Here is a 26,913-nt window from a genome sequence, read left to right as displayed (position 1 = left end):
CAACTGCCCCGGCAACTGCCCCTACGGCCGTTCCGTCGGTTCAGACCGCGACGACCTGGACCCCCGCTTCCTCGAACCGGGCAAGCGTCTCCTTGTCGGCCGCGGTGTCCGTGACCAGGATGTCCACCTCGCTCACGGCGCAGATCCGGGCGAACGCCCGCTGGCCCAGCTTGCTGGAGTCCGCCGCGACGACGACCCGCTCCGCCCGCTCGCAGAGCAGCCGGTTGATCGCGGCCTCCGCCTCGTCGTGCGCGGAGGCGCCGTGCGTGACGTCGAGGCCCACGACGCCGAGCACCGCCGTGTCCAGCGTGACCTGGCCGAGTACGCCGTCGGCGAGCGGTCCGATCAACTCGTACGACTGCGGACGGGCGACGCCGCCGGTCAGCACGATCTTGAACTGGGGGCGTACCGCCAGCTCGTTGGCGATGTTCAGGGCGTTCGTGACGATGGTCAGGGCCGGGGTGCCCGAGGCGAGGTCGGGCCGGACGGCGAGCGCCCGCGCGACCTCCGTCGTCGTCGTGCCGCCGGTCAGGCCCACCGCCTCGCCGGGGGTGAGGAGTTCGGCGACCGCCTTGGCGATGCGCTGCTTCTCGGCGGCGCCGAGCGCGGTCTTGTAGCGCAGGGGGAGTTCGTAGCTGACGCCGTGCACGACGGCGCCGCCGCGCGTGCGCACCAGCATCTGCTGCTCGGCGAGCTGGTCGAAGTCGCGCCGGATCGTCGCGGCGGAGACGCCCAGTTCGGCCGCCGCCACCTCCACATCGAGGCGACCGCGCTCGACGAGCAGCTCCAGGAGGGACTTCCAGCGGGCGTCGCGGGACATCCGCGGCCTCCTCACGTCTCACGTCGATCTACTCGGTCGGACGACCTTAACCGTTTGCGCGCTAATGCTTGATAGTGATTGAAAGCTATCTATATCTTGCATGAACAAGCATCACATGCACCAGCGCGTGGCGCGCCCGCGCCCGCACGTCCGATCGGGGAGTGGGTACGGCATGAGTCACGTCGAGAACGAGCTGAACAGCCAGCCGGAGTGCTGGACGCGGGCCGCGGAACTGGCCCGTACGCACGAGGCGGCCCTGCCGGCGGCCGGGGAGCGGGTCGCGATCGTCGGCTGCGGCACCTCCTGGTTCATGGCGCAGGCCGCGGCCGCGCTGCGCGAGCAGGCGGGGCAGGGCGAGACCGACGCGTTCGCGGCGTCGGAGTTCCCGGCCGGCCGGGCCTACGACCGGGTGATCGCGCTGACCCGGTCCGGCACCACGACCGAGGTCCTGGACCTGCTGGCCGCCCTCAAGGGCACGGTCCGCACGACCGCGATCACCGGTGACCCGGACACGCCCATCAAGACGGCCGCCAACGACCTCGTGGTCCTCGACTTCGCCGACGAGCGGTCCGTGGTGCAGACCCGCTTCGCCACCACCGCGCTCACCCTGCTCCGCGCCCACCTCGGCCTGCACACCGAGCAGGCCGTGGCCGACGCGCGCACCGCGCTCGCCGAGCCGCTGCCCGCGGGGCTCGTGGAGTGCGGCCAGTTCACCTTCCTCGGCCGCGGCTGGACCGTCGGCCTGGCCAACGAGGCCGCGCTGAAGATGCGCGAGGCCTCCCTGTCGTGGACCGAGGCGTACCCGGCGATGGAGTACCGCCACGGCCCGATCAGCGTCACCACCGCGGGCACCGCCACCTGGATGCTCGGCGAGGCGCCCGAGGGTCTGGCCGAGCAGGTCGGCGCGACCGGCGCGCTCTGGGTCGAGGGCCGGCTCGACCCGCTGGCCGAACTCGTGCGCGCCCAGCGCCTGGCCGTCGCGGTCGCCGCGCGCCAGGGCCTCGACCCCGACCAGCCCCGCCACCTCACGCGCTCCGTGATCCTCGGCGCCAACTGATCGCTCCCACCGGACACTTGACCATGTGAAAGGAGGGGCAGTGCCCCTCGCAGCAACAGGGACGCTCGTCGGCGCGGCCGCGGCCCGCCGCGGCGCCGTCGCCGCCTTCAACGTCATCACCCTCGAACACATCGAGGCCGTCGTCGCGGGCGCCGAGGCCGTCGACGCGCCCGTCATCCTGCAGATCTCCGAGAACGCGGTCCGCTACCGCTACGGCCGCCTCCAGCCGCTGGCCCGCGCCGCGGCCGCCGTCGCCGACGGGGCCCGCGTCGACGTCGCCCTCCACCTCGACCACGTACAGAGCGACGATCTGCTGCGGCAGGCCGCCGACGCCGGCTTCAGCTCGGTGATGTACGACGCCGCGCGTCTCTCCTACGACGAGAACCTCGCGGCGACCCGCGCCGCGGCGGACTGGGGGCACGCCAACGGTTTGTGGGTGGAGGCCGAGCTGGGCGAGGTCGGCGGCAAGGACGGGGCCGCGCCGCTCGACGCGCACGCGCCCGGCGCCCGCACCGACCCGGGGGAGGCCCGCGCGTTCGTCTCCGACGCGGGCGTGGACGCCCTCGCCGTCGCGGTCGGCTCCTCGCACGCCATGACCACCCGCACCGCCGCCCTCGACCACGACCTCCTCGAGCAACTCGCCGAGGGCCTGCGGGACCTCGACGTACCGCTCGTGCTGCACGGCTCCTCCGGGGTGCCCGACGACGAGCTGGCGGCGGCCGTGCGGGGCGGCATCGCCAAGGTCAATGTCGGGACCGCCCTGAACATCGCGATGACCGCCGCCATCAGGGAGTTCCTCGCGACGCACCCCGACGCGGTCGACTCCCGCAAGTACCTGACGGTCGGGCGCGAGGCCATGTCCCGCACCGTCGGCGAACTGATCACGGTGCTGCGGGGCTGAGCCCGTCGCCGTAGCAACCCTGTGTGCGCCCCGGCAGTCCGACCGCCGGGGCGCACACGCGGGCGACCCCCGGAAGGGGCAGGTCGCCCTGACGCCCAGGGCGCAAAATGGTGGGCATGACCGGACTGTTCGCCCGTGCGCCCGAGGAGATCGCCCCCGGCGCCGTCCACGTCCCGGACTGGCTCGACCCGGCGCAGCAGCGTGCGCTCGTCGCGTCGTGCCGGACGTGGGCCAGGCCGCCCGCGGGGCTGCGCGAGGTGCGCCTTCCCGGCGGCGGCCGGATGACCGTGAGGCAGTTCGGGCTCGGCTGGCACTGGTTCCCGTACGGGTACGCGCGCACCGCCGTCGACGGGGACGGGCGGCCGGTGAAGGCGATGCCGCCGGAACTGGCCGATCTCGGCCGGCGCGCGGTGCACGTCGCGTACGGCGGACAAGCCCCCACGGAGACTTACGACATCGCCCTGATCAACTACTACGACGCGGACGCCCGCATGGGCCTGCACAAGGACCGCGACGAGAAGTCCGCCGCGCCCGTCGTCTCGCTCAGCCTCGGTGACACGTGTGTCTTCCGGTTCGGCAACACCGAGACCCGGACGAAGCCCTACACGGACGTGGAGCTGCACAGCGGGGACCTCTTCGTGTTCGGCGGTCCTTCCCGGTTCGCCTACCACGGGGTTCCGCGCACCCTGCGCGGCACCGCCCCGCCGGAACTGGGTCTGGAAGGACGGCTCAACATCACCTTGCGCGTCAGCGGTATGTGAGCGGTGCCGGTGTTCACCGACCGGGCGCCCCGCGTTCACCGGATACCATTCCTGACCGTGATCAGGGCGAGGAGTTGCTGATGGGCGGCAGGGCGGCCTCCGGGACCGGGGGCCACACGGCGGGCGACGGTGCCGCGCGGCCACCGCGCCTGGAGCGGGGCCGCAGCGCGCTCGGTCCCGCGCTCGAACTCGTCCACACCGGACGGGCCCCGACCCGCGCCGTCCTCACCGCCGAACTCGGCGTGACCCGCGCCACGGCGGGCGCCGTCGCGGCCGAACTCGAAGCGCTCGGCCTCATCCGCATCGACGCCAGGCCGAGCGCCGCGGCCGGCTCGCAGGGCCGCCCCTCGCACCGCCTCTCGGTCGCCGAGGACGGGCCGGTGGTCCTGGCCGCCCAGGTGCACTCCGACGGGTACCGCGCGGCTCTCGTCGGGCTCGGCGGTCACATCGTCGCCACGACCCCCGGCTGCGAGATCATCGACCCGGACCCGGCGGACGTGCTGCGCTCCGCGGTGGAGGCGGGCCTGCGGCTCCTGGAGACCACCGGGCGGCGCTGCGTGGGCGCGGGGCTCGCCGTGCCGTCCGCCGTCGCGGAACCCGAGGGCACCGCCCTCAACCCGCTGCACCTGGCCTGGCCCGTCGGGTCCCCGGTGCGGCAGATCTTCGCCGACTGCGTGGGCGAGGCCGCGCCCGGCATCCCGGCGTTCGCCGCGAACGACGTGAACCTCGCCGCGCTCGCCGAGCACCGCCACGGCGCGGGGCGCGGCGCCCGCGACCTGCTCTGCGTCGCCACCGGGCACCGCGGTGTCGGCGGCGCCCTCGTCATCGACGGCCGTCTGCACACGGGCAGTTCGGGTCTCGCCCTGGAGGTCGGGCACCTCACCGTCAACCCCGAGGGCCGGCCCTGTCACTGCGGCAGCCGCGGCTGTCTGGACGTGGAGGCCGACCCGCTGGCCTTCCTCACCGCGGCGGGCCGCACCCCGGACCCTGACGGCTCACTCCTCGAACAGGCGCACGGGCTGCTGCGCGAGGCCCCGGACGACCTCGGGGTGCGCACGGCCGTCGAGACGCTCGTCGACCGGCTAGGTCTCGGCCTCGCCGGCCTGGTCAACATCCTCAACCCGGACCGGATCATCCTCGGCGGACTGCACCGCACCCTCCTGGACGCCGCCCCGGAGCGACTGCGCGCCGTCGTCGCCGACCGCAGCCTGTGGGGACGCAGCGGCGGCGTCCCCATCCTGGCGTGCACACTGGACCACAACAGCCTGGTCGGGGCCGCCGAACTGGCCTGGCAGCCCGTACTCGACGATCCCCTGGGCGCGCTCTCCGGGACCTGAACCCGTCCCGGCCGGTCCCGCCCATCGGCCGGGCCACCTCGGAAGACCGGTTCTCAGGCCCAGTCCACCGCGAACGCCTCCGCCGGATTGCCCACGAGCACGCGCTCCACCGTCCCCTCGCCCAGGGCCTCGACCAGTCGCGGCCGCACCCGGCGCAGCAGATACGGCATCCCGGGCCCGCCGCTCACCGACCGCGCGCCGGCGGTCGTCGTGTCGCCGCCGAGCAGCAGCCGGTCCGCGTACCCGGCCTCGGCCAGGGCCACCATCGCGTCGGGCATGCGCCAGTCCGTGGCGTGGTTCGCCCGCGAGGGGCCGTCGAAGGCCAGGTACGCACCCGACCGGGCCGCCTCCCGTTGCGTCACGAGATCGGGCGAGCGGTTGAGATGCCCGAGGATCACCCGCCGGGCCGGTACCGCCAACTCCCCGCACAGCAGGTCCAGTACGTCCAGCGCGCCCGTGCCCAGCTCGTGGTGGACGGCGATCGGCGCCCCGGTGGCGTGGTGTGCCTCGGCGGCGGCCCGCATCGTCCACCGTGCATGCGCGTCCAGCGCGTGGAACCCGCCGGCGACCTTGATCAGACCGGCCCGGACGCCACTGTCCGCGATGCCTTCGGTGAGCTCGCGTACGAACAGCGCCGCGAGGTCGTCCGCGCGGGAGGCGAGCAACTCCGGTGCGTAGTGCGCCGATTGATGCATCCCGGTCGCGGCGACGATGCGCACCCCGGTCGCCGCCGCGAGGGCGGGCAGCTCCTCGGCCCGGCGCCCGAGCCCGTACGGGGTCCACTGCACGACGGTCCCGCCGCCGACGGCCGCGTACGCCGCCAGCTCCCGCCGGGCGAGGCCGACGTCGTCCAGTTCCTGCCCCGGCAGCAGCGGACTGCGGAAGAAGAGGTGGTCATGGGCGTCGACGACGCCCAGCTCACCCGGCCGCACATCGCCCTGGACGGTACGAACGAACCCGCTCACCACTGCCTCCCGCGCGGCAGAAGTTCCCGTTCGGGCTGCGACAGGTGCAGCACCTGATATCGGTCGCCGGACGCCTTGGGGGAGTCGTGGTCCCAGACGGAGAAGGTCAACAGCTCCCATGTACGCGGGTCGACGGCGGAAGCGGCGAACAACACCCCACCCTCGGCGACAAGTTGCTGGATCTCGTCCACGGATCGTGCGACCAGTTCGGGGAGTTCGGCGCCCTCTTCGACCGGAGTGCGCCGCCGCACCGCCGATCTCGCGGTACCGCCGGCCGCCGCGCCCTCCTCGTACGCCACGCCCGCCCAGTGCTGGACCACGGGCCGCCCGAAGTCGGCCGCGAGACCCTGGAACGGCGGGCCCCACAGGAACGTGTTCATGCCTTCGGCGGTGCGCCACAGATACAGCGGCGCGTACGCGTTGACCGGCGATCCGTCGACGCCCTTCTCGCGGATCAGATACGCCTTGACGCCGAGCCCGGCGAACGTGTCCGTGAACCCGTGCCGCGTCGCCACCCGTTCGCGGATGACCCCCATGTCGTAGTCGGCCGGGAGTGTGATCTCGTACTGCATCGCATGCATGGTCCTGCCCCCTCCTCGGAGCCTGCTTCAGAGCGCCGGGTAGGCCTCGTCGTCGCCGACGTGCGCGCCCCAGCAGGCGGTGGTCCCGTCCGCCGCCGCTTCGACGGCCGCCAGATGCGTCATGAAGCTGCGCGGCCCGGCGCCGTGCCAGTGCCACTCGTCCGGCTCGATCCAGACGGTGTCGCCCGCCCGGATCACCTCCACCGGGCCGCCCTCGCGCTGCACCCGCCCCTCGCCGTCCAGGACGTGCAGGACCTGGCCGTGCGGGTGGGTGTGCCAGGCGGTGTGCGCCCCGGGAGCGAAGTGGACGTTGAACAGCCTGAGCCGGGAGGGGAGTTCGGGTGCCGCGAGCTCGTCGAGCCAGACCGGGCCGGTGAAGTTCTCGGCCGGTCCTTGCCGCGTGTCGGGGTGGGTGCGCGTGATGTGCACGTCGGCTTCCTCAGTCGGTCGAAGGGGCGGGGGAGGTGCGGGCCGGGGCGCGGGCGAGGAGCGCGAGCAGGCCGCGTACCCCCGCATCGAAGGCGTCCGTGTCGCCGGAGGCGCGGGCCAGCACATAGCCGCCCTGCACGGTCGCCACGATCGTCGCGGCGAGATCGCGCGGCACCAGGTGTGCGGCGAACTCGCCGCTGTGGACGCCCTCTTGGAGCACTTCTGCGAGCCGCGCCTTGACGTGGGCGATGGTCTCGTCGACGGGTGCGCGCAGTTCCTCGCTGGCGAGCACGTCCGGGTCCATCGTGAGCCGGCCGACGGGGCAGCCGCGCAGGACGTCGCGCTCCCGCAGCAGATACGCCGCGATCCGCTCGTACGCCGGGCCTCCGGCGTCGAGCAGCCGGTCGACCGTGGCCCGCATCTCCTCACCGGTACGCCGGATCGCGGCCTGGGCGAGATCTCCCTTGCCCGTGAAGTGGTGGTACATGCTGCCCTGGCCGACCCCCGCGCGCCGGAGGATCGCCTTGGGGCTGGTGCCGACGTAGCCGCGCTCCCACAAGAGCTCGCGGGTGGTCTCGATCAGTCGGTCCTGAGTGCTGCTCATGACGTCACCGTACATACTAGTAGTTACAGTCGGCAAGGGTGGGCCGGAGCCGGTAGGAGCGGGCGGGCGCGGGGGCCGGGAGCAGGCCCGCACCCCTGCTCGTACTCCCGCGGAGGTACGCGCGGTGCCGCTGGCCGTACGACGACCCGGACCCCCTCCCGGCGCGACGCTCGACTCATCACGCACAGCACACCCGCGAAACCCCTCTGGGAGATGAGTCAGATGCAGACCCTCGCGCACTTCGGCGGCGACGGCCCCGGCCCGTGGATCCTTCTCTTCCCGCTGATCTGGGCGGCCGTCGTGTTCGGCGGCGTCACCCTGCTGCGGCGCACCGTGTGGCGCGGTCGGCGCGGACCGTGGCGGCCCGCGCCGCGCGTCGAGGAGCACTCGCCGATCGCCGTGCTCGGCCGCCGCTTCGCCGCTGGCGAGATCGACGAGGACGAGTACTGGCGCCGGCTGACCGTCCTGAACGAGGAGTTCGGGCACTACGCCACCGGCGGCACGCCGTCCAAGGGCGGTGTGGCATGACCACCGCGACACTCGCCCGCACCGCGGCGCGCGTCGAGAACGCCGTCAAGGTGTACGGATCCGGTGCCACCGCGGTCCGTGCCCTCGACGGCGTGAGCGTCGAGTTCCGTACGGGCCGGTTCACCGCGATCATGGGGCCCTCCGGCTCCGGCAAGTCCACGCTGATGCACTGCGCGGCCGGACTGGACACACTGACCGAGGGCTCCGCGTACCTCGGAGACACCGAGCTGAGCGCGCTGGACGACCGGCGTCTGACCCTGCTGCGCCGTGACCGGATCGGGTTCGTCTTCCAGGCGTTCAACCTCGTGCCGACCCTGACCGTCGCCGAGAACATCACGCTGCCGACGGACCTCGCCGGCGTCCGCCCCGACGGCGAGTGGCTCGACGCGCTCATCGACGCCGTGGGTCTGCGCGACCGCCTCCGCCACCGGCCCGCCGAGCTCTCCGGCGGACAGCAGCAACGCGTGGCCGTGGCCCGGGCGTTCGCGAACCGGCCCGATGTCGTCTTCGCCGACGAACCCACCGGCAACCTCGACTCCCGCTCAGGCGAGGAGGTACTCGGCCTGCTCGGCGGCGCCGTCCGCGGCTCGGCCCGCACCGTCGTCATGGTCACCCACGACCCGGTCGCCGCCGCCCACGCCGACGAGGTCGTCTTCCTCGCCGACGGCCGCCTCGTCGACCGCATGGAGCACCCGACCGCCGAGAAGGTCCTCGACCGGATGAAGGCCTTCGACGCCACCACGTCCCGGGAGGAGGGGCCGTCATGAACGCCGCCGCCCGGCTCGGCCTGAAATCCCTGTCCGCGCACAAGAGGCGCTTCGCCGGTACGTTCACCGCCGTCCTGCTCGGCGTCGCCTTCCTCACGGGCACGCTCGTCATGGGCGACACGCTCCGCGCGAGCTTCGACGACATGTTCGCGGGCGCCGGCAGCGGCACCGACGCCGTCGTCCGCAGCACGAACGTCATCACCGCACCCGGCGAGAGCCAGGGCACCCGCCGGCCGGTCGCCGCCTCCCTCGCCGACGACCTGGCCGATGAGCCCGGTGTCGCCGCCGCGGCACCGAACATCCAGGGCGCCGGTCAACTCGTCGGCGCTAACGGCGAACCCATCGGCGGTCAGGGCCCGCCCACCCTCGCCGGCAACTGGATCGACGACCCGAAGCTCAACGCGTACCGGCTCGCCGAGGGCCACGTCCCGCGCAGGAGCGGCGAAGTCGTCGTCAACCGCGGCGCCGCCGAGAAGGGCGGCCTGAAGATCGGCTCCACGACGACCCTGCGGACACCCGACCCCGTACGGGTCACGATCGTCGGCCTGGCCACGTTCGGCGGCGAGGACGGCATGGCCCAGGTCACCTTCACCGGGATGACCCGCGCCGACGCCGGGAAGTACCTCACGGCGAAGCCGGGCGAGGCCGCGTCCATCCAGGTCAGGGCGGGCCCCGGGGTGAGTCAGCGGCAACTCGTCGACACCCTGGAGGCCCGGCTGCCGCAGGGAGTCGAGGCCATCACCGGGCAGGAGTCCGCGCGGGAGAACACCGACATGATCTCCGGCCAGTTCCTGAATCTGTTCACCACGTTCCTGCTCGTCTTCTCCGGCATCGCGCTCCTCGTCGCGACCTTCTCGATCCACAACACCTTCGCGATCGTGGTGGCCCAACGCACCCGCGAGAACGCCCTGTTGCGGGCCCTGGGCGCCTCCCGCCGCCAGGTCACCGCTCAGACGCTCCTGGAGGCGGGCGCCGTGGCCGTCCTCGCCTCGGCCGCCGGGCTCGCGGCCGGCATCGGTGTCGCGGCCGGACTCCAAGCGCTGTTCCCCGCCCTCGGATTCCCCTTCCCCGAAGGGGAGTTGAGGATCAGCGCCCTGTCCATGCTGCTGCCGCTGATCGTCGGAGTCGCCGTCTGCCTGGGGTCCGCCCTGCTGCCGGCCCGGCGCGCGGGACGCACCGCACCGCTCGCCGCGCTCCGGGAGACCGCCGTCGACGACTCGGGCACCTCGCGCCGCCGCGCCGTCCTCGGCACCGCCCTCGGCCTGACCGCGGTCGCCCTCACGCTCCTCGGCGTACTGGCCTCGCCGTCCCTCGTCCTCGCGGGCACCGGCGCCGTCCTGGTCCTCGCCTCGTTCATCGTCCTCGGCCCGGTCGCCGCCACCTCCGCCGTACGCGTCCTCGGCGGCCCGCTCGGCAGACTCCGCGGCGTCACCGGCGGCCTGGCCCGCCGCAACGCCCTGCGCAGCCCGCGACGGACCGCCGCCACCGCCGGCGCCCTGATGATCGGCGTCGCCGTGCTCTCCCTGTTCACCGTCTTCGGCGCCTCCCTCAAAGCGACCATGAACCAGACCGTCGACCGCTCCTTCGCAGGGGACGTCGCCGTCTCCACCCCCTCCTTCGGGGCGGGCGGCAGCGGCCTCAGCCCCCGGCTCGCGGCGGCCGTCGCCGAGCGGCCGGAGGTGGCCACGGCCGTCGGACTCGGCAAGGGCGTCGCGGACATCGACGGCGAGGGCCGCGCCCTCACCGTCACCGACCCCGCCGCCCTCGCCGCGGCCTTCGACCTGGGCGCGGTCGAGGGCTCCCTGGACGGCCTCGGTGGCAACGGCATCGCCCTCACCCGCACCGAAGCCGACGAACGGCACCTCGACGTCGGGGACACCACCCGGCTCGCCTTCACCGACGGCCGGACACGGCCCTTCACGGTCCGCGCCGTCTACGGCCGCTCCGAACTCGTCGGCGACTACGTCATCAGCCGCGAGGCCTGGACACCGCACCGCACCCAGGACGCGGACACTTTGGTCTCGGTCACGTTCAAGGACGGCGTCAGCACGGCGGAGGGCACCGCGGCGGTGGAGAAGGTCGCGAAAGCGTACGGCAATCCGGACGTACAGACCCGCGACGAGTACGCACAGTCCTCGGCGAGCGGTACCGACATGATGCTCACCCTCGTCTACGCACTGCTCGCCCTGGCGGTACTCATCGCGCTGCTCGGCATCGCCAACACGCTCACCCTCGCCGTTCACGAACGCACCCGGGAGCTGGGCCGGCTCCGGGCCGTCGGGCAGACCCGGGCCCAGCTGCGGGCCATGGTCCGCTGGGAGTCGGTGCTCGTCGCCGCGTTCGGCACGGCCGGCGGACTCGTCCTCGGCGGCTTCCTCGGCTGGGTCCTGGTCAGGGCCTCCGACGGGGCGAGCGACAGCGCCTTCGCGTTCGCACTGCCGCCGGCACACCTCGTCGTCGTGGCCCTGACCGGGCTCGCGGCCGGCGCCGTGGCGGGCCTGCGACCGGCGGGCAGGGCAGCGCGCCTGAACGTACTGCGCGCGATCGCCACCGAGTGACGTACGGACGACCGACGCGCGTATGCACGTCGGTCGTCACCGCGAGCGCCGACGACCGACGTGCACACACAGGCAGTTCGTCACCGCCCGGTCAGCCTGCGACGGCCGACCGGGCGGGAGTATGTTCCGACACGCGCAGCTCGGGCGCGTCGGTACACAGGGTGGCCGCCGGACCGTAGAGCGGGGACGGGGGCAGGGCCACCGCCGGGGTCGGGGCGGGCAGGCTGAACCAGACGACCTTGCCACCGTCCGTATGCGGTCGCACACCCCAGTTCTCGCTGAGCGCCGCGACCATCGCGAGACCGCGGCCGCAGGTCGAGAGCCCGTCCAGGTCGCGCACCACGGGAAGCCGTGGGTCGTGGTCATGGACCGACAGCGTGAGCCGGCTCTTGAGGAGCTCGATCTCCACGGTGCACATCTTGTCCGGCTCGGCGTGCCGGTGGACGTTGGTCAGCAGCTCGGTGACGCCGAGTGCCGCGAGGTCTATCAAGGGATCGAGATGCCAGTAGCGCAACTGCGCCGATACGATTCTGCGGACCTGGCCGATCCGCGACGGCAGGGCTTGGAGCTCCACCGTGCAATGCCTGCTGGGCTGGCTGATCACGGCTGCGACTCCCCGAATGAGGTCCGGAAGAAGACGAGAACGGATCGAGCGGGACGATCGCACCGTGGCAGGACCGCCCGCTCCATGTCCGGCGGGCTGGTTCGCAGCGTTATCGCCGGTGCACCCTGAGTAGCGATGTGTGACCAGAGTGACCCAGGGGGCGGGGGCGTGCAACTTCGGCTGCTGCTGCCGGGGGCGAGGGACGTCAGGTGGTGCGTGCCGCGGCGCTGCGGACGGCCTCGATGAACCGCCGGGCCGCCGGTGGCCCGGCGTCCGCGCTCTGGCCGCCGAGACGCAGCAGATACCGCCGGCCGTCGACCTCCGCCGTGGCGCGGTCGTCGGAGCCGAACCAGGGCTTGCCCGCGCGGACTTCATCCAGGGGTGCGCTGTCGATCTCACTGCCGTAACTCGTGAGCAGTTCGAGCCTGCCACCCGTGATCCGGATCTGTCCGGCCCGGGTCAGCGAGCGCAGTCGCCGCCCGATCCGCACGCCCGTCGCCGTGAACTCCGGCTCCGCCATGCCGTTTCGCCCCCTCGATGCCTTTGTGCGGTGCAGTCTGCACTCACTTGCCCGGGAGCACCAGTACGCATGTGGACGCGGCGTGAAGCAGCAGGCGCATTGCGAATATGCGCCCCCTCGTCCCTACGCGGGCCGCCTGTGCCAGGTGTGCCTTTGAGGCTCTCAAAGGCATGTTTATGCAGGTGAGAAGGGTACGTAAGGTGTCTATGATCGAGACGTCCGGTCACTTCCGACCGGCCCCGCACCGGTCCGTTCGGCACCCCGTCTCGTGAGATCCCGCCCGGACCGACGCGCGCAACGACGCGAAGGAGCCGCGCGGTGAGCACGATGCAGCAGGGCTGTCCCGCGGGCGACGGCCCGGCCGGCGAGCCGATCCCGACGCTCGATGTCGACCACACGGATTCCGTATACCGAACGTGGCTGAAAGAGGCCGTCCGAAAGGTTCAGGCCGACCACAACCGGTCGGCGGACACCCATCTGCTGCGCTTCCCGCTCCCCGAGCACTGGGGCATCGACCTCTACCTCAAGGACGAGTCGACGCACCCCACCGGCAGCCTCAAGCACCGCCTCGCGCGCTCGCTCTTCCTCTACGGACTGTGCAACGGATGGATCCGGCCGGACCGTCCCGTCATCGAGGCGTCCAGCGGCTCCACGGCGGTCTCGGAGGCGTACTTCGCGAAGCTGATCGGCGTGCCCTTCATCGCGGTGATGCCGCGTACGACGAGCGCCGAGAAATGCCGACTGATCGAGTTCCACGGCGGCCGGTGCCACTTCGTCGACGACCCCAGAACCATGTACGAGGAGTCGGCCGCTCTCGCCGAGCGCACCGGCGGCCACTACATGGACCAGTTCACGTACGCCGAGCGGGCCACGGACTGGCGCGGCAACAACAACATCGCCGAGTCGATCTACCGGCAGATGGAACTGGAACGCTATCCCTGCCCGACCTGGATCGTGGCGACGGCCGGTACCGGTGGCACCTCGGCGACCCTCGCCCGCTATGTCCACTACATGCAGCACGACACCCGCGTCTGCGTCGCCGACCCGGAGAACTCCTGCTTCTTCGAGGGCTGGACGGAGAACAACCCCGACGCCAGCAGCGACTGCGGCTCCCGCATCGAGGGCATCGGCCGCCCCCGCATGGAGCCGAGCTTCGTGCCCGGCGCCATCGACCGCATGATGAAGGTCCCCGACGCGGCGAGCGTCGCCGCCGTCCGCGCTTTGGAGCGCAGCATCGGCCGCAAGGCGGGAGGCTCGACGGGCACGGGCCTGTGGAGCGCGCTCAAGATCGTCGCGGAGATGGTGGCGAAGGGCGACAAGGGCAGCGTGGTCACCCTGCTGTGCGACCCGGGGGACCGCTACCTGGACAAGTACTACTCGGACGCCTGGCTGAAGCAACAGGGCCTGGACATCACCCCGTACGCACAAACGATCGACGTACTACTGACGACGGGAACATGGCCCCGATAAGCCTCTCCGGCGATTGAGGAGCGGGGCTCGGGGCGGCGCCCCACATCAAGCCCCTCCGGCGATTGAGGAGCGGGGTCCGGGTCGGCGCCCCGCAACCTCAGCCCCCGGGACCAGCGCCGGCGTCAGAGCCGGGTCCCACACCCACCCGCCGCTCAAGCGCGGCAACCGCCCCCCGAAACGCCCGCCCAAGCCCACCCCGCCCCACCTGCAACCCCACCCGGAACACCCACACCCCATCCGCCGCAAAAGTCCACTGCACCCGCGTCCCCCCGGGCACGGCCTCGATCCGCCACTCCTCCAACAGGGCGCGTATTCCTGGCGCGTTGGTCTGATCGACCCGATACGCGTACACCGCGTCGGGCTCGGCGGCGACCACCGTCTCCAGGAACCGCGTCCCACCCTTGAGCCGAACCTCCCGCCGCGCGCCCCCGTCCAACGGCCGCGCCAGCGTCACCGCGGAGAACCACTGCGGCCACCCCGCGACATCCTCGGCGAGCGCCCGGTACACGGCCCCCGGCGGGACCGACACCTCACGGGCGAACACGAGCCGCAGCGGAGCGCTCTCGACGAAATCGAGGCCAACGGGACGAAGCCGGCGTGCCATGAACGTTCAGCCCCCAAACAGGACGCCCCGACGGGAACAGGACGCTCCGACGGGCAAGCGGAACAGAGGGTCGACGTGGCGCGGCGCGGCCACCGTGCGACGGGCACGGTCACCCTAGCTGTCGGCTCGTCAGATGTCTGTACCGGAGCCCGGCTCACCGGCGACGACGAGCCGCACATGCTCACAGACCTCGGCCCGCGCCTCGACCGGCAGCCCCCCGTCGGTCACCAGCGTGTCGACCTGGTCGAGGGAGGCGAACGAACTCAGGCCCACCGTCCCCCACTTGGTGTGGTCGGCCACGACCACCACACGCCGCGCGGACTGCACGAGCCGCCGGTTCGTCTCCGCCTCCGCGAGGTTCGGCGTGGAGAGACCGGCCTCCGGATTTATGCCGTGCACCCCGAGGAAGAGCACGTCGAAGTGGAGCGCCGCGATCGCCTGGTCGGCGACCGGCCCCACCAACGAGTCGGAGGGTGTGCGCACTCCGCCGGTCAGCACGACGGTCGCCGCACCCTGCCGCGTGCCCGAGCTGCGCTGCGAGGCGTGGAAGACATCGGCGACCCGCACCGAGTTGGTGACCACCGTCAGGTCCGGTACGTCGAGCAACTGCTGGGCCAGCGCGTATGTCGTCGTACCGCCGGACAGGGCGATCGCGGTGCCGGGCGCGGCCAGCGTCGCCGCGGCGCGCGCGATGTCCTCCTTGGCGGTCAGCTCGAGGCCGGACTTCGCCTCGAAGCCGGGCTCGTGGGTGCTCGCCTCGACGACCGGGACGGCTCCGCCGTGCACCTTCTCCAGGACGCCCTGCCGGGCCAGCGCGTCGAGGTCGCGGCGGACCGTCATGTCGGACACGCCGAGCTTCCTGGTCAGTTCGTTGACCCGGACGCCGCCGCGGCGGCGGACCTCGTCGAGGATGAGGGCGCGGCGCTGCTCTGCGAGGAGGTTCTGATTCTCGCTCACGTCCCGTCGGATCCCTTCACCCGATACCGCCTGCCACCCGGCCTGCTCTGCTGCGTCATCCTCGCACGCGCCACCGACAGCCGTACCACCGCCCGCGCGTGCGGCCTGCACATCGGTGCCACAACGATCGGGGAGATTCCGTGACGGGGGGTACGCGCGCGAGTCCTGAGCCGGGATCCTGTCAATGGGTCAAGAACGGGGGACGCACATCATGAAGCACGAGAACCAGCAGAACCGAACGAGCCAACAGAACCGAACGAGCCGGCAGAACCGGACGAACGGCGAGGCGCCGGCGGCGGACGAGACACCGCCGGCCGACGAGACACCGCCGGCCGACGAGACCGCCCTGGAACTCCTCGTCCACGGAGTCGGCGGCACGACACCCCAGGAGATGCTCGACGACCCGCGCACGGTCCGGGTGTCGGGCGACGAGACCGCGGCGGTCTTCCGCCGGGTCGAGGACGCCGACGCGGAGAGCCGGGCGGAGGACTACCGCGGCAAGCCCGTGCCCGAGGCGTACGTCTGGTGCAACCTCACCTCGGGCAACGGATCACGGGCCCTGTGGCTGCTGTTGCTGCCCTTCATGGTCGTCAACCTCGCCCATTGGATGCGGCCCAACGCCCTGCGCAGATCGGGCGCCGTACGCCTCTACGGCCTGCTCGTCCGCCTGACCGGACTCACCCTCACCGTCCTCTTCGTCGCCACCGCGTGCGAGGTCGCGCTCGATCTGACGGCATGGCAGTGCGCGGGAACAGCGGCCTGCGGCGGGCAGCGGGCGTGGCTCGGCTTCCTCGCCGTGGACGCGCACGGCGACGGCGGCTGGTGGAGTCAGCCCGGCCGCCGGCTCGCGCTGGCCGCGCTCGCGCCCACCGCCCTGACGGCCCTGCTCTGGTACCTCTCGCACCGCACCTGGAGCGCGTACGAGTCCCAGCTCCCCCTGCCGCAGCAGCCCGAGCCCGACTACGGCGAGACGAGCACGGCGCTCGGCAGGCCCGGGTTCTGGTACGGGCGCCGCCTCGTCGCCCGGCTGCGCGCCGCGCACTCCGCGGCGGGCCTGCTCACCGTCGCCGCGGCCGTCGGCACGTCCGCGGCCCGCCACGACCGGGCGCCCGGCGGCCCGCCGCTCCTGGACGTCCTGGGCTGGGTCCTGGTCGGCGCCCTGCTCGCGGGGACGCTCGCCGTCATCGGCGTCGTCGTCCACCGGGGACGCAGCGAGAACACGCTGGACATCACCCTCGACCGCACGCTCGTGCGCATCCTCCCGTACGGCGCGCTCACCCTGCTCGCGCTGAGCATGCTCTACGCGGGCTGGTCCCGCCCCGAGTGGCGTTCGTCGGGGCGCCTGCCCGGCGACGCGGCTTTCGGCGGCATCGCCCTCGTCGAGATCGCCCTGATCGTGGCCCTCGCCGTCGTCGCGAAGGTGATCTACCGCAGGGCCCGGGACCCCCGCACCGCCCTGCGCGGCCTCGGCGGCCCCGCGACCGCCATGCTCGCCTGCGCCCTGGGCGGCGTGATGACGGGCGGCATCTCGCAGCGTGTCGCCGACTGGCTCGACGGCACCAACGGACTCATCGAGGGCCCGCCGGCCCTGCTCTCCTGGCAGGCGTCCGTGATCCCGCCCCTGCTGGTCGTCCTCGCCGTCCTGTGCGCGGCGCTCGCCGTCCGCACCATGCGCCTGAGGAAGCGGGAGACGGCCCAGGTCCGGCTCGACTACCACCTCCACGACCGGGCCGGCGACAACGGCGAACCCGCGGACCCGACGCGCACCGAGCGCATCGCGGGCACGCGCGCGCGTGCCGCCCTCACCGACCGGGCGCCCCTGATGATCGGGGTCGTCTCGTCGGTGACGCTGCTGCTCGGCGTCCTCGCCGTGGTCGGCGCCTGGTCCACCGGAGAGGTGCCGGGGACCGCGGCCGAGGGCTCCTACTCCATAGTCCAGGGCGCGGCGGACACCGCTCAGGCGCTCGGGTCCTGGCTGATCGGCTTCGGCTTCATACTGTTCGTCACCTGGGGACGGCGCGCCTACAAGGACCCCTCCGCCCGCCGCACCATCGGCATCCTCTGGGACGTGGGCACCTTCTGGCCGCGCGCCGCGCACCCCTTCGCGCCCCCGTGCTACGCCGAGCGCGCCGTCCCCGACCTGACCTGGCGCATGGCCACCTGGACGCGTACCACGGGCGGCCGTCTGATCCTGTCCGGTCATTCGCAGGGCAGTGTCCTCGCCGCCGCGGCCGCCTGGCAACTGCACCCTTCGGTAAGGAAGCGCGTCGGACTGCTCACCTATGGGTCGCCGCTGGAGCGCCTGTACGGCCGGTGGTTCCCGGCGCACTTCGGGCCCGCCGCTCTGGCGTCGCTGCACCGGCAGGTCGACTGCTGGCGCAACCTGCACCGCAAGACCGACCCCATAGGCGGCCCGATCAACCTGACCGGCGAGTGCGGCCCACAGGTCGACCGCCCGGCGCTGCTCGACCCGCTCGCCTACGGCCGCACCGAGCAACACCCGCTGCCCGCACCGATCCTGGGCCACGGCGACTACCAGGCCGATCCGGCCTTCGCCGAGGAGCGGGCGCGTCTCCTGGCCCGCCTCAAGCCGGGCGTCCCGCAGCCACGGCCGGAGGCGGATCCTCAGGGCAGCTCGGGCAGATCGTCCGGGTAGAGGAGGGTGAGGTCGTCCGTGCTCGGCTCGTCGACCTGGGCGACCCGCCCCGCGTGCCGCTCCACCATCGACTCGAAGGTCTGGCGCGCGGTGCGTCCGTTGCCGAACGCCGGACCCTTCGGGAGCGCTGTGAAGTACTTGAGCAGCGCTTCCGACGTCCCGTCGGCGAGCCGGTACTCGTGCTCCTCGGCCTGCTGCTCCACGATGTGCAGCAGCTCCTCGGGGACGTAGTCGGAGAAGGTGATGGTCCGTGAGAAGCGGGACGCCACACCGGGGTTGACCGTCAGGAACCGCTCCATCTCGGCGGTGTAGCCCGCGACGATGACGACGACGGAGTCCCGCTGGTCCTCCATGAGCTTCACGAGCGTGTCGATCGCCTCACGGCCGAAGTCGCGCCCGGAGTCCTCGGGGGAGAGGGCGTACGCCTCATCGATGAACAGGACGCCGCCCGTGGCCTTCTGGAAGGCCTCCTGGGTGCGGATCGCGGTCGACCCGATGTGCTCGCCGACCAGGTCGACGCGGGACACCTCGACGAGATGCCCCTGTTCCAGGACGCCGAGCCCGGCCAGGATCTCGCCGTACAGCCGTGCCACCGTCGTCTTGCCGGTGCCGGGGGAGCCCGTGAACACCAGGTGGCGTCGCACGGACGCCGCCTTGAGGCCCGCCTGCTGCCGCCTGCGCCCGACCTCGATCATGTCGGTGAGCGCCCGTACCTCCCGCTTGACGCTCTCCAGGCCCACCAGGGCGTCGAGTTCGCCGAGGACGTCCTTCGACGTGCGCGAGGGCTTCGGCGCCGCGTCCTGGGGCGCGGCGGGCCGCTGGTCGGGCAGGGTGCTCAGCAGCCCGACCGTCTGCGTGGCGGTCTGCACAGCCGGTTCCGGGGCCGCCGACGCGCCGCCGGGGCGGATGCCGCCGCTCTCGTCGCTGGCGCACTCCTCCACGAGAGGGCCGTCCTCGGCGAACTCGTAGCCCCCGCGTGCACACCGTTCCGTACGGCACTTCTTCAGAGTCGTGCGGCAGCCGTCGAGCACATGGAAGCCGTAGCCGCCGCTGCCCGTGACGCGGCAGCCGGTGAAGCTGCCCCGGCCGCCGGCGGACACGTAGAAGCCGGCCTCCGCGGGGGAGGTGACCGTGCAGCGCTCGATCGTGGGGTCGGCGCCCTTGGTGACGATGATGCCCGTCTGCGTCGCGTCCACCGTGCAGTTGGCGAGGGTGCCGCCGCTGCCGTGGTCGCGGAACCAGGCGCCGGTCGCGGCCTCACGGATGCGGCAGTCGTCCAGCTGCGCGGTCGCCCCGTCGCTCACCGACACGGCGGTGTTGCGCACCTGGCTCAGGTCGCTGTCGACGACGTCGACGCGCGAACCGCGGTCGAGGACGAACAGCGCGTCCGGCACGTCGTGCACCCGGCACGCGTCGAGGACGGCGGTCGCGCCGTCGCTCACCCACACCGCCGGGTAGTCACCGGTGCTGTCGAAGATCTCGCACTGGTTGGCGTCCACGCGCGTGCCCGGGTCCCACACCGACAGACCGTTGCGCCCGAACTGCCGCACCGTGGACCGGGTCAGCGTGAGCACCGACCGGGAGCGCAGGTCGATCGCGTTCTCCGGGATGTCGTGGATGCGGCAGTCGGCGAGCGTGAGCACCGCGTCCGTGTCGAGCGTGACACCGTCGGCCGTCGTGCGGTGCACGTCGCAGTCGGTGAGGTGGGCGGCGGCCCGGCCGGTGATCTGCACACCCGAGCCCTTGACCTCGTAGACCTCGCAGCCCACGGCCTCCAGACCGCTGTTCTCGCCGGTCGCGGAGAGACCCGAACCGCTCGTGTGGTGCACCCGGCAGCTCTCGAGGCGCGGGTGCGCGCCGCCCCGTACGGCGACACCGGCCTGTCCGGCGGCGACGACCTCGCACTCCTCGAACACACCGCCCCCGCCGTCCAGGACGGCGATGCCGATGCCCGCGGGATTGTCCACGACGCAGCGCCGCACGGTCGGCCGGGCGCCGCCGCGCACCTCGATCCCGGACGCGGACCGGGTGACCACCCGTATGTCGACGAGTTCGGGAGCACCCTCCTCGACGAGCAGCGCGGGCGCCGCCGCGTCCTGCCCCTCGACGTGCAGGTCCTGCACGGTCGCCGAGGCCCGCACGGTCAGCGGCACCCCGTCGACGGGCGCGATGCGCACCGAGCCGGGGGACCCCTCGGGGCCGCGCAGGGTCACCGCCCGCTGGACGACCAGATTCTCTCTGTACGTGCCCGCCGCGATGGTCAGGACGTCTCCGTCACCGGCTGCTTCCAGAGCGGCGGACAGCGACGCGTACTCACCCGTGCGGCGCCGCCACCGCGATGTGCCCGTGTGCGTCACCTGGACCGTGCCCTGTGCCATGGCGCTGATCTGCCCCCACCTCGTCGTACGCGGGTCGTCTTCACGCCCTGCCCGTGCCCTGCCCGGCGTCTGTCCTGCGAAAGGTGGGTCCACCGTAGCGTGCGCGGAGCACGGCAGTTGACCGGAGCCGAACCCTGTCAGCTGCCCGTGCCCGTCCTGCCCCAGTCGGGGCCGGCGATGTCCCAGGCGCGGTCCAGGCGCGCGTACCGGCGACGGACCATGCGCCATACGACGAGGCGGCGGGCGCCCTCCACGAGGCCGATCAGGGCGACGGCCGCACCGAACCCGGCGAGCAACGCGTGCGTGGTGGCGGTCGCCCGGTCGAGCGGGCGGCCCACGACGTGGCCCTTCTCGTCGGTCCACAGCGGGAAGGTGTCGCCCGCGCGCGGGGAGGTGAGCCCGGCGACGACGCGGTCACGGTGGGCCGAACCGTCCGGCGCCGTCCAGGTCGCGACGACCCGGCTGTGCGCGTCCCGCGCGGTGGAGGTCTCCGGGTCGGGGTCGAGCGGCGGCTGCGCCACCTTCTTGACCACCGTCGCCGTGATCTCGTGGCGCCGGTCGTGCTGCTCCTGGACCGAGCGGTACAGGGCGTCGCGGGACAGGGAACCCGCGACGGTGCCGACGACCGGTGCGGCGACGACGACGAGGACCAGCGCGACCAGTGCGACCCAGGCCTCCGCGAGGTCCGTCCCACGGCGCAGCGGATTGTGGCGCCAGCGCCAGAGCCCGGTGATCGCCCGCACGGCCCGCACCCCCTTCCGCCCCCGTCTGGACTCTCGATGACAGCACGCTGCCATTGTCCTTCAACGAGCGTGCCGGGCCACCGGGTTCCCCTCCCGGAGGAGGGTTATTCGAGCACCGTGACCGGATCCCCCACGCGCACCCGGCCGCGCCCCTCGGGCACCAGGTTCGTCCCGAAACAGAGCTGGTCACCGAAGCGGCGATGGCGGGCCAGCGTGCGCAGCGGCTCCTTGCCGCGCTCGGCGGTCTCCTGGTCCGTGGTGGTGACCACACAGCGGCCGCACTTCTTGGTGATACGGAAGGCGACCTCGCCGATGGCGATGCGCGACCAGTCGTCCTCGGCCCAGGGCGCGGTGCCGGAGACCACCACATTCGGCCGGAAACGGTTCATCGGCAGCGGGCCCTCGTCGGCATGGTCGCCCTGTGCGATCAAGGAGTTGAGGGCGTCGAGGGAGGAGAGGGTGGTCACCAGGAGCGGGTACCCGTCGGCGAAACTGACCGTCTCGCCGGGCCGTGCGTACGCGGGGTCCAGGGGCCGCCTGGTCGCCGGGTCGTCCAGGTGCAGCATCCGGATGTCCGTCTCCAGGTAGGCGCTCCACCAGGCGTGCGCCGCCGGGTCGCAGAGCACCGCCTCGACCTTGTCCTTCCAGACCTGGATCGTGGTCGTCGCGGCGGGCCCGGCGGGCTCGGGCACCTCGACCGTCAGCGGCTCCCTGCCGGGCGCGGACACACGGACGCCGCCGGGCAGCTGCTCGGCGGCGGCCAACGCCAGACGCGGATGCTGGCGTTGCGTGACGATCTTGTCCTCGGCGTCGACCAGCACCCAGCGGCGGTCCCCCGCGAGCCCCCACGGTTCCACGACCGCCTCACGCGGTGCGTGCCCCCGAACCGCTTTCAGCGGGTGGATGTGTATCGAACTGAGTACAGGTTGCGACATGGGGCCATCCTGCCAGCCGGCACCGAGGGCCCCCTGCGCGGGCGGAGCGAATCCGTCGGGATCCGGTGGCTCAGTAACCGCGGTACTGCTGGCGGTTGTACGGATCCTCGTACGGCGCCGGGGCGGGCCGGGGCGCGGCCGGACGCATCGCCTCGTAGCCGGTACCGGGCGCCGGGCGCTGTGGCTGCGCCTGCTGCTGGTAACCACGCGGGGCCGCGGCCTGCTGCGGGATGTACGCGGTCGGGGCGGCCTGCATCGGGGCGGCCTGCATCGGAGCGTGCTGCATCGGAGCGTGCTGCTGGGCTCCGTAGCCGTACTGCGGCGACGGCGCGGACGGGAGCGCGGGCAGGGCCGACGGCAGGGCGGGCAGATGGCTGCCGGTGTCGTAAGCGGAGGGAACCCGGATCGGGGCGATCTGGGGAGTGCCCCGCTCGGCGACGAGGGAATCGTAGATCGGAGTGTCCGGGAAGGACGGCGCGGAGTAGTAACCGCCGCCATAGGTGGAGCGGGGGGAGGTCATGGCACATAAGTTAAGCCCACGATGTGGTCGTTGGGGTAGACCGATAAGAGGGTTCTTTTGCGTGTCGGCAGTGACGGCACGTCCCCAATGTGAGCGAACTTGGGGAAAACGGTCGTCGCGCGGCGTCGGGATCGTGTAAATGCGGCGTTCCTGACGGGTTACCGAGGGTTGACCGGCGGTCGTCGGCGGACGATCTTCGCACGCGTCTCAGGGGTCTTTTACGGTCCGGGGAATAGGTTGGCGGGGGAATCCGGAGATGAACTTTGGGGGCAGACATGACAATGGCTAAGGGTTCGAATGTCGCGGTGCCGGCCCCGGCTGTACGCGTCGAATTGGGCTGGCGTTCCGGTCCCGGGGTGCCCGACGCCGACGCCTCGGCGCTCCTCCTTGTCTCCGGAAAGGTGCGCTCCGACGCGGACTTCGTGTTCTACAACCAGCCCGCGCACGCGTCGGGCGCGGTGCGGCACGACGGCAAGAGCACCCAGGACGGCGCGGTGACGGACACCCTCTCCGTCGACCTCGCGCGCGTGGAGCCGGACATCGAGCGGGTGGTCCTCGCCGCGTCCGCGGACGGCGGCACGTTCGGCCGGGTGCCGGGCCTGTACATCCGGGTCGTCGACGCGGCCGCCGGTACCGAGCTGGCCCGCTTCGACAGCGCCGACGCGACGGTGGAGACCGCTTTCGTGCTGGGCGAGCTGTACCGGCGGCAGGGCGCCTGGAAGTTCCGCGCGGTCGGCCAGGGCTACGACAGCGGCCTCGAAGGGCTCGCCACGGACTATGGGATCAGCGTGGACGAGCCGCAACAGGCCGCGCCGGCCCCGGCAGCCCCCGTGGCCCCGGCGGCTCCGGTGGGCCCGCCGCCCGCAGCGGCGCCGCTCGCACCCGAGCCCGTACGACTGTCCAAGATCACGCTCACCAAGTCGGCGCCCACCGTGTCCCTCGCGAAACAGGGCGGCACGTCCGGCGCGATGCGCGTGAACCTCAACTGGGAGATGCGCAAACAGTTCAGCGGCTGGGGGAGCAAGCGCGGCCGGGCGACGGCGAACCACCGGGACCTCGATCTCGACCTGTGTGCCCTCTTCGAACTCGCCGACGGACGCAAAGGAGTCGTCCAGGCCCTGGGCAACGCCTTCGGGTCGCTGCACCAGCCCCCGTACATCCATCTCGACGGCGACGACCGCAGCGGAACCGTCGCCACCGGTGAGAACCTCAGCATCAACCTCGACCACAAGGACGCTTTCCGCCGCATCCTGATCTTCGTGACGATCTACGAAGGCGCGCGCAGCTTCGCCGACCTCCACGCGACCGTCACCCTGCAACCGCTGAACGGGGCGCCCATCGACTTCTCCCTGGACGAGTGCACGGTCCCCTCCACGGTGTGCGCGCTCGCCCTCATCACCAGCGACGGCGGCGATCTGACCGTCCAGCGCGAGGCCCGCTACCTCGTCCCCGACCGGGGCGTCAGCCCCCAGCGCACCGTGGATCACGTCTACGGGTGGGGCATGAACTGGACGCCCGGCCGGAAGTAGCGCGTCGTAGCGCCCCGTTCACTGCTGTTCGGGCACGGCATCGGGCCGGGCGTAGGTACGCCCCTTCCATGCCGCGCCACGACCCCTGTAGTGCTGCACGGCCGAGTCCACCGTCATCACGAGATACAGGAACGCGGTGAACGGCAGCAGCGGAGCCAGCCACAAGGGCTGGCGGTAGTAGCGCAGCATCGGGCAGTACGTCGCCGTCATCACGGCCCACGCGAGCGCACCGAGCAGCGCCGTCGGGGCGCTGCCCGCGGCCAGGCCGACGCAGACGGCGGCGGGCGGCACCAGATAGACGAGCGCGAGACCGAGCACCGTGCCGAGGAGCACCAGCGGGTTGTGCCGCAACTGCGCGTACGCGCTGCGCGACACCATCCGCCACAGATCTGCCAGCCGCGGATACGGCCGCACACTGTCGACGCGCTCCGCGAGCCCGAGCCAGATGTGGCCCCCCGACCGCTTCACGGCCCGCGCGAGCGACACGTCGTCGATCACCGCCTGCCGGATGGCGTCGGGGATCCGCGCCCGCTCCGCCGCCTCCGCCCGCAGCAGGACACAGCCGCCCGCCGCGGCGGCCGTGCGCGAACCCTTCTTCGCGATGCGCCGGAACGGGTAGAGCGTCGCGAAGAAGTAGACGAACGCGGGCACGACGAGCCGCTCCCACCTGCTCGCGACCCGCAGCCGCGCCATCTGCGACACCAGGTCGAAGCCGCCTGCGCGCGCCGCCGCCACCAACTCCCGCAGACTGTCCGGTTCGTGGGCGATGTCCGCGTCGGTCAGCAGCAGGAACTCGGGGTCACGCGCGCGTGCCAGGCCGATCCCGTGCCGCACCGCCCATAGTTTTCCCGTCCAGCCCGCGGGCGGCTCTCCTGGCGAGCCGACCGTCAGCGGCAGTCCGCCGTGCCGCGCCGCGAGGGCCCGCGCGACCTCGCCCGTACCGTCCGAACTCCCGTCGTCCACAAGGAAGATCTCCGCCCGGCCGGGATAGTCCTGCGCCAGCAGTGACGGCAGGCTGTCCGGCAGGACCGCCGCCTCGTCCCGGGCCGGTACGACGACGCACACGTCCGGCCAGTCCCCGGGCTCCCCGCGCGGCGGGAGCCGCAGGTCCGTGCGCCAGAAGAAGCCCCGGCAGAGCAGCAGCCACACCCACGCGCCCAGCGAGGCGGCGGTGATCCACGCAACGACGTCCATCCGCCGCAGTCTGCCCCACGGGCCGGGCCCTGTCGGTGCCATCGTCTATGGTTTCCGGGTGAAGATCGCACTGATGGACTCGGGAATCGGCCTGCTCGCGGCCGCCGTCGCGGTACGGAACCTGCGGCCCGACGCCGATCTGGTGCTCTCCTCCGACCCCGACAGCATGCCGTGGGGTCCGCGTACGCCCGAGGACGTCAGGCAGCGAGCGCTCGTCGCCTGCGAGGCCGCCGTCGCACACCGGCCGGACGCGCTGATCATCGCGTGCAACACCGCGTCCGTGCACGCCCTGGAGGCCGTGCGCGCCCGGCTCGAACCGGAGATCCCCGTCATCGGCACCGTTCCCGCGATCAAGCCGGCCGCGGTGGCCGGCGGTTCCGTCGCCATCTGGGCCACCCCCGCCACCACGGGCAGCCCGTACCAGCGAGGGCTGATCCGTGACTTCGCCGCCGGCGTCGAGGTCACCGAAGTGCCCTGCCCGGGCCTGGCCGACGCCGTGCAGTGGGCCGACGAGGAGGGCATCGACCGGGCCATCGAGGCCGCCGCCGCCCTCACCCCGCCCGACGTTAGGACCGTCGTCCTGGGCTGCACGCACTACGAGCTGGTCGCGGAGCGCATCCATGCCGCAGTGCAGCGGCCCGGCGCCGCGCCCGTCGCCCTGCTCGGCAGCGCCGGAGCCGTCGCCGCGCAAGCGCTGCGGCGCGTCGGCGAGCGGCCCCCGGCTGGGCCGGACGCCCGCGGCTCACTCACCGTGATCCTCAGCGGCCGCACCGAGGGCCTCCCGCCGGCCGCTCTCACGTACGCGGAAGGCCGCTCGTTGCAGGCCGTCAGCCACGTCGGCTGAAGCGGCCCCCCGCGATCCGGGAGAGTCACGCTCCGCTACCCGGTGCCTTCATCCCGGAACATGAGTAGGCTCGTGTGCATGAGGGAACACGCCGCCGATGAGCACCCCGGGCGACGCACTTCCGCCCACGCGAGCGATATCTGGACCGGCCGCGCACGCAACCGCGTGCAGTGGCTGCTGGCCCTGGGCGGCTTCGCCTGCCTGGCCCTCGGCATCGAGTTGGCCGTCGTCAGCTCGTGGGCGACCGGCATCGCGGCCCTGGCCATGTCCGTGGTCGGCCTGATCGCCGTCGGACTGCTCATCCTGTTCGGCACGCTCGCGTTCCTCCATGTCGCCGTGAAGGTCGACAAGGACCACCTGGAGGTGCGCTGCGGCCACGTCGGGCTGCCGCGCCGCCGCATTCCCCTCGCCCAGGTCGTCGACGCGGACTTCGCGCCGAGCGTCACGCCCCGGCAATGGGGCGGCTGGGGCTACCGCTGGCGCCCCGAGATCGGCACCGCCGTCGTGGTGCGCCGCGGCGAGGGACTGGTGCTCAGCCTCGGCGACGGCCGTAAGTTCACGGTGACGGTGGACGACGCGGAGGACGCCGTGCGGCACATCCGTGACCGCCTCAAGCCGAAGACGGCGAAACCCCTCATCTGACCGCTCGCA

26 protein-coding genes are annotated in these 26,913 nt (G+C 72.6%); 12 read left to right on the top strand and 14 right to left on the bottom strand.

The window, feature by feature from the left end; translation table 11 throughout:
* Nucleotides 1-40 precede the first annotated feature (40 nt).
* Nucleotides 41-820 carry a DeoR/GlpR family DNA-binding transcription regulator gene (locus tag ABD366_RS08120; RefSeq protein ID WP_324767277.1) on the bottom strand — a complete coding sequence of 260 codons (780 nt, stop codon included), beginning with the start codon at nucleotides 818-820 and terminating at the stop codon, nucleotides 41-43.
* 172 nt (nucleotides 821-992) lie between these two features.
* Here ABD366_RS08120 and ABD366_RS08115 point away from each other — a divergent pair, with 172 nt between their 5' ends.
* The 4 genes from ABD366_RS08115 to ABD366_RS08100 all read left to right on the top strand — a co-directional run bounded on the left by ABD366_RS08115 (nucleotide 993) and on the right by ABD366_RS08100 (nucleotide 4,876).
* A complete protein-coding gene (locus ABD366_RS08115; protein ID WP_324767276.1) occupies nucleotides 993-1,877 on the top strand; it encodes an SIS domain-containing protein in 885 nt (294 codons plus the stop codon).
* Nucleotides 1,878-1,917: 40 nt separating this feature from the next.
* Nucleotides 1,918-2,778, top strand: a complete 861-nt coding sequence (locus ABD366_RS08110) for a class II fructose-bisphosphate aldolase (protein ID WP_324767275.1) — start codon at nucleotides 1,918-1,920, stop codon at nucleotides 2,776-2,778.
* A 116-nt stretch (nucleotides 2,779-2,894) separates the two neighbouring features.
* The gene (locus ABD366_RS08105) at nucleotides 2,895-3,539 is read left to right on the top strand and encodes an alpha-ketoglutarate-dependent dioxygenase AlkB family protein (RefSeq protein ID WP_324767274.1); all 645 of its coding nucleotides are present in this window, start codon (nucleotides 2,895-2,897) and stop codon (nucleotides 3,537-3,539) included.
* Nucleotides 3,540-3,619: 80 nt separating this feature from the next.
* Nucleotides 3,620-4,876, top strand: coding sequence for an ROK family protein (locus tag ABD366_RS08100; protein ID WP_344441353.1), 1,257 nt, complete (start codon nucleotides 3,620-3,622; stop codon nucleotides 4,874-4,876).
* Between the two features lie 53 nt (nucleotides 4,877-4,929).
* Here ABD366_RS08100 and ABD366_RS08095 read toward each other — a convergent pair whose 3' ends face one another.
* Genes ABD366_RS08095 through ABD366_RS08080 form a run of 4 tightly spaced genes read right to left on the bottom strand, consistent with a single transcriptional unit; the run spans nucleotide 4,930 to nucleotide 7,470 of the window.
* Nucleotides 4,930-5,844 (bottom strand): phosphotriesterase family protein, encoded by a 915-nt coding sequence (locus ABD366_RS08095; protein WP_324767213.1) that lies wholly within the window; start codon nucleotides 5,842-5,844, stop codon nucleotides 4,930-4,932.
* A complete protein-coding gene (locus ABD366_RS08090) occupies nucleotides 5,838-6,422 on the bottom strand; it encodes a DUF4865 family protein (RefSeq protein WP_324767215.1) in 585 nt (194 codons plus the stop codon). The genes ABD366_RS08095 and ABD366_RS08090 overlap by 7 nt, the downstream gene beginning before the upstream one ends.
* Nucleotides 6,423-6,449: 27 nt before the next feature.
* Nucleotides 6,450-6,851, bottom strand: a complete 402-nt coding sequence (locus ABD366_RS08085; RefSeq protein WP_324767216.1) for a (R)-mandelonitrile lyase — start codon at nucleotides 6,849-6,851, stop codon at nucleotides 6,450-6,452.
* 10 nt (nucleotides 6,852-6,861) lie between these two features.
* Nucleotides 6,862-7,470: a TetR/AcrR family transcriptional regulator gene (locus ABD366_RS08080; protein WP_324767217.1), complete on the bottom strand. Its 609-nt coding sequence runs from the start codon at nucleotides 7,468-7,470 to the stop codon at nucleotides 6,862-6,864.
* A 207-nt stretch (nucleotides 7,471-7,677) separates the two neighbouring features.
* Between ABD366_RS08080 and ABD366_RS08075 the strand changes: the two genes are divergently transcribed.
* The 3 genes from ABD366_RS08075 to ABD366_RS08065 are packed head-to-tail and all read left to right on the top strand — an operon-like array spanning nucleotide 7,678 to nucleotide 11,308.
* Complete coding sequence (locus tag ABD366_RS08075) at nucleotides 7,678-7,983, top strand: SHOCT domain-containing protein (RefSeq protein WP_324767236.1); 306 nt, start codon at nucleotides 7,678-7,680, stop codon at nucleotides 7,981-7,983.
* Nucleotides 7,980-8,750, top strand: a complete 771-nt coding sequence (locus ABD366_RS08070) for an ABC transporter ATP-binding protein (RefSeq protein ID WP_324767219.1) — start codon at nucleotides 7,980-7,982, stop codon at nucleotides 8,748-8,750. Before ABD366_RS08075 ends, ABD366_RS08070 begins: the two co-directional genes overlap by 4 nt.
* Nucleotides 8,747-11,308, top strand: a complete 2,562-nt coding sequence (locus ABD366_RS08065; protein WP_324767220.1) for an ABC transporter permease — start codon at nucleotides 8,747-8,749, stop codon at nucleotides 11,306-11,308. The genes ABD366_RS08070 and ABD366_RS08065 overlap by 4 nt, the downstream gene beginning before the upstream one ends.
* 91 nt (nucleotides 11,309-11,399) lie before the next feature.
* On the opposite strand, the gene ABD366_RS08060 is transcribed toward ABD366_RS08065, so the two are convergent.
* Entirely contained in the window at nucleotides 11,400-11,912 is a 513-nt protein-coding gene (locus ABD366_RS08060) for an ATP-binding protein (protein WP_324767221.1), read from the bottom strand.
* A gap of 205 nt (nucleotides 11,913-12,117) precedes the next feature.
* Complete coding sequence (locus tag ABD366_RS08055) at nucleotides 12,118-12,432, bottom strand: hypothetical protein (protein WP_324767222.1); 315 nt, start codon at nucleotides 12,430-12,432, stop codon at nucleotides 12,118-12,120.
* A gap of 327 nt (nucleotides 12,433-12,759) precedes the next feature.
* Between ABD366_RS08055 and cds1 the strand changes: the two genes are divergently transcribed.
* Nucleotides 12,760-13,902 (top strand): L-cysteine desulfhydrase Cds1, encoded by a 1,143-nt coding sequence (gene cds1, locus ABD366_RS08050; RefSeq protein ID WP_324767237.1) that lies wholly within the window; start codon nucleotides 12,760-12,762, stop codon nucleotides 13,900-13,902.
* Between the two features lie 97 nt (nucleotides 13,903-13,999).
* On the opposite strand, the gene ABD366_RS08045 is transcribed toward cds1, so the two are convergent.
* Nucleotides 14,000-14,506: an SRPBCC family protein gene (locus ABD366_RS08045; protein WP_324767223.1), complete on the bottom strand. Its 507-nt coding sequence runs from the start codon at nucleotides 14,504-14,506 to the stop codon at nucleotides 14,000-14,002.
* 129 nt (nucleotides 14,507-14,635) lie between these two features.
* Nucleotides 14,636-15,463: a DeoR/GlpR family DNA-binding transcription regulator gene (locus ABD366_RS08040; RefSeq protein WP_324767224.1), complete on the bottom strand. Its 828-nt coding sequence runs from the start codon at nucleotides 15,461-15,463 to the stop codon at nucleotides 14,636-14,638.
* A 211-nt stretch (nucleotides 15,464-15,674) separates the two neighbouring features.
* Between ABD366_RS08040 and ABD366_RS08035 the strand changes: the two genes are divergently transcribed.
* On the top strand, nucleotides 15,675-18,119 hold the full coding sequence (locus tag ABD366_RS08035) for a hypothetical protein (RefSeq protein WP_411293647.1): 2,445 nt from the start codon (nucleotides 15,675-15,677) through the stop codon (nucleotides 18,117-18,119).
* On the opposite strand, the gene ABD366_RS08030 is transcribed toward ABD366_RS08035, so the two are convergent.
* The 4 genes from ABD366_RS08030 to ABD366_RS08015 form a co-directional block, all read right to left on the bottom strand.
* Nucleotides 18,089-20,497, bottom strand: coding sequence for a right-handed parallel beta-helix repeat-containing protein (locus ABD366_RS08030; protein WP_324767226.1), 2,409 nt, complete (start codon nucleotides 20,495-20,497; stop codon nucleotides 18,089-18,091). The two genes, ABD366_RS08035 and ABD366_RS08030, sit on opposite strands and share 31 nt — an antisense overlap.
* 137 nt (nucleotides 20,498-20,634) lie before the next feature.
* Nucleotides 20,635-21,240 carry an Rv1733c family protein gene (locus ABD366_RS08025; protein WP_324767227.1) on the bottom strand — a complete coding sequence of 202 codons (606 nt, stop codon included), beginning with the start codon at nucleotides 21,238-21,240 and terminating at the stop codon, nucleotides 20,635-20,637.
* 104 nt (nucleotides 21,241-21,344) lie between these two features.
* On the bottom strand, nucleotides 21,345-22,175 hold the full coding sequence (locus ABD366_RS08020) for an MOSC domain-containing protein (protein ID WP_324767228.1): 831 nt from the start codon (nucleotides 22,173-22,175) through the stop codon (nucleotides 21,345-21,347).
* A 70-nt stretch (nucleotides 22,176-22,245) separates the two neighbouring features.
* Nucleotides 22,246-22,695, bottom strand: coding sequence for a DUF6643 family protein (locus ABD366_RS08015; RefSeq protein WP_324767230.1), 450 nt, complete (start codon nucleotides 22,693-22,695; stop codon nucleotides 22,246-22,248).
* Nucleotides 22,696-22,976: 281 nt separating this feature from the next.
* On the opposite strand from ABD366_RS08015, the gene ABD366_RS08010 reads away from it, so the two are divergent.
* Complete coding sequence (locus tag ABD366_RS08010) at nucleotides 22,977-24,224, top strand: TerD family protein (protein ID WP_324767239.1); 1,248 nt, start codon at nucleotides 22,977-22,979, stop codon at nucleotides 24,222-24,224.
* Nucleotides 24,225-24,242: 18 nt separating this feature from the next.
* Here ABD366_RS08010 and ABD366_RS08005 read toward each other — a convergent pair whose 3' ends face one another.
* Nucleotides 24,243-25,418, bottom strand: coding sequence for a glycosyltransferase (locus tag ABD366_RS08005; RefSeq protein WP_324767231.1), 1,176 nt, complete (start codon nucleotides 25,416-25,418; stop codon nucleotides 24,243-24,245).
* 58 nt (nucleotides 25,419-25,476) lie between these two features.
* On the opposite strand from ABD366_RS08005, the gene ABD366_RS08000 reads away from it, so the two are divergent.
* On the top strand, nucleotides 25,477-26,262 hold the full coding sequence (locus ABD366_RS08000) for a glutamate racemase (protein ID WP_324767232.1): 786 nt from the start codon (nucleotides 25,477-25,479) through the stop codon (nucleotides 26,260-26,262).
* A 78-nt stretch (nucleotides 26,263-26,340) separates the two neighbouring features.
* The gene (locus tag ABD366_RS07995; RefSeq protein WP_324767233.1) at nucleotides 26,341-26,904 is read left to right on the top strand and encodes a hypothetical protein; all 564 of its coding nucleotides are present in this window, start codon (nucleotides 26,341-26,343) and stop codon (nucleotides 26,902-26,904) included.
* The last annotated feature ends 9 nt before the right edge of the window (nucleotides 26,905-26,913 follow it).

This window comes from Streptomyces kunmingensis, assembly GCF_039533535.1.
Classification (GTDB): Bacteria; Actinomycetota; Actinomycetes; order Streptomycetales; family Streptomycetaceae; genus Streptomyces; species Streptomyces kunmingensis.
The sequence above is the reverse complement of the archived record's forward strand: the minus strand, read 5'-3'. Positions and strand labels throughout refer to the sequence as shown.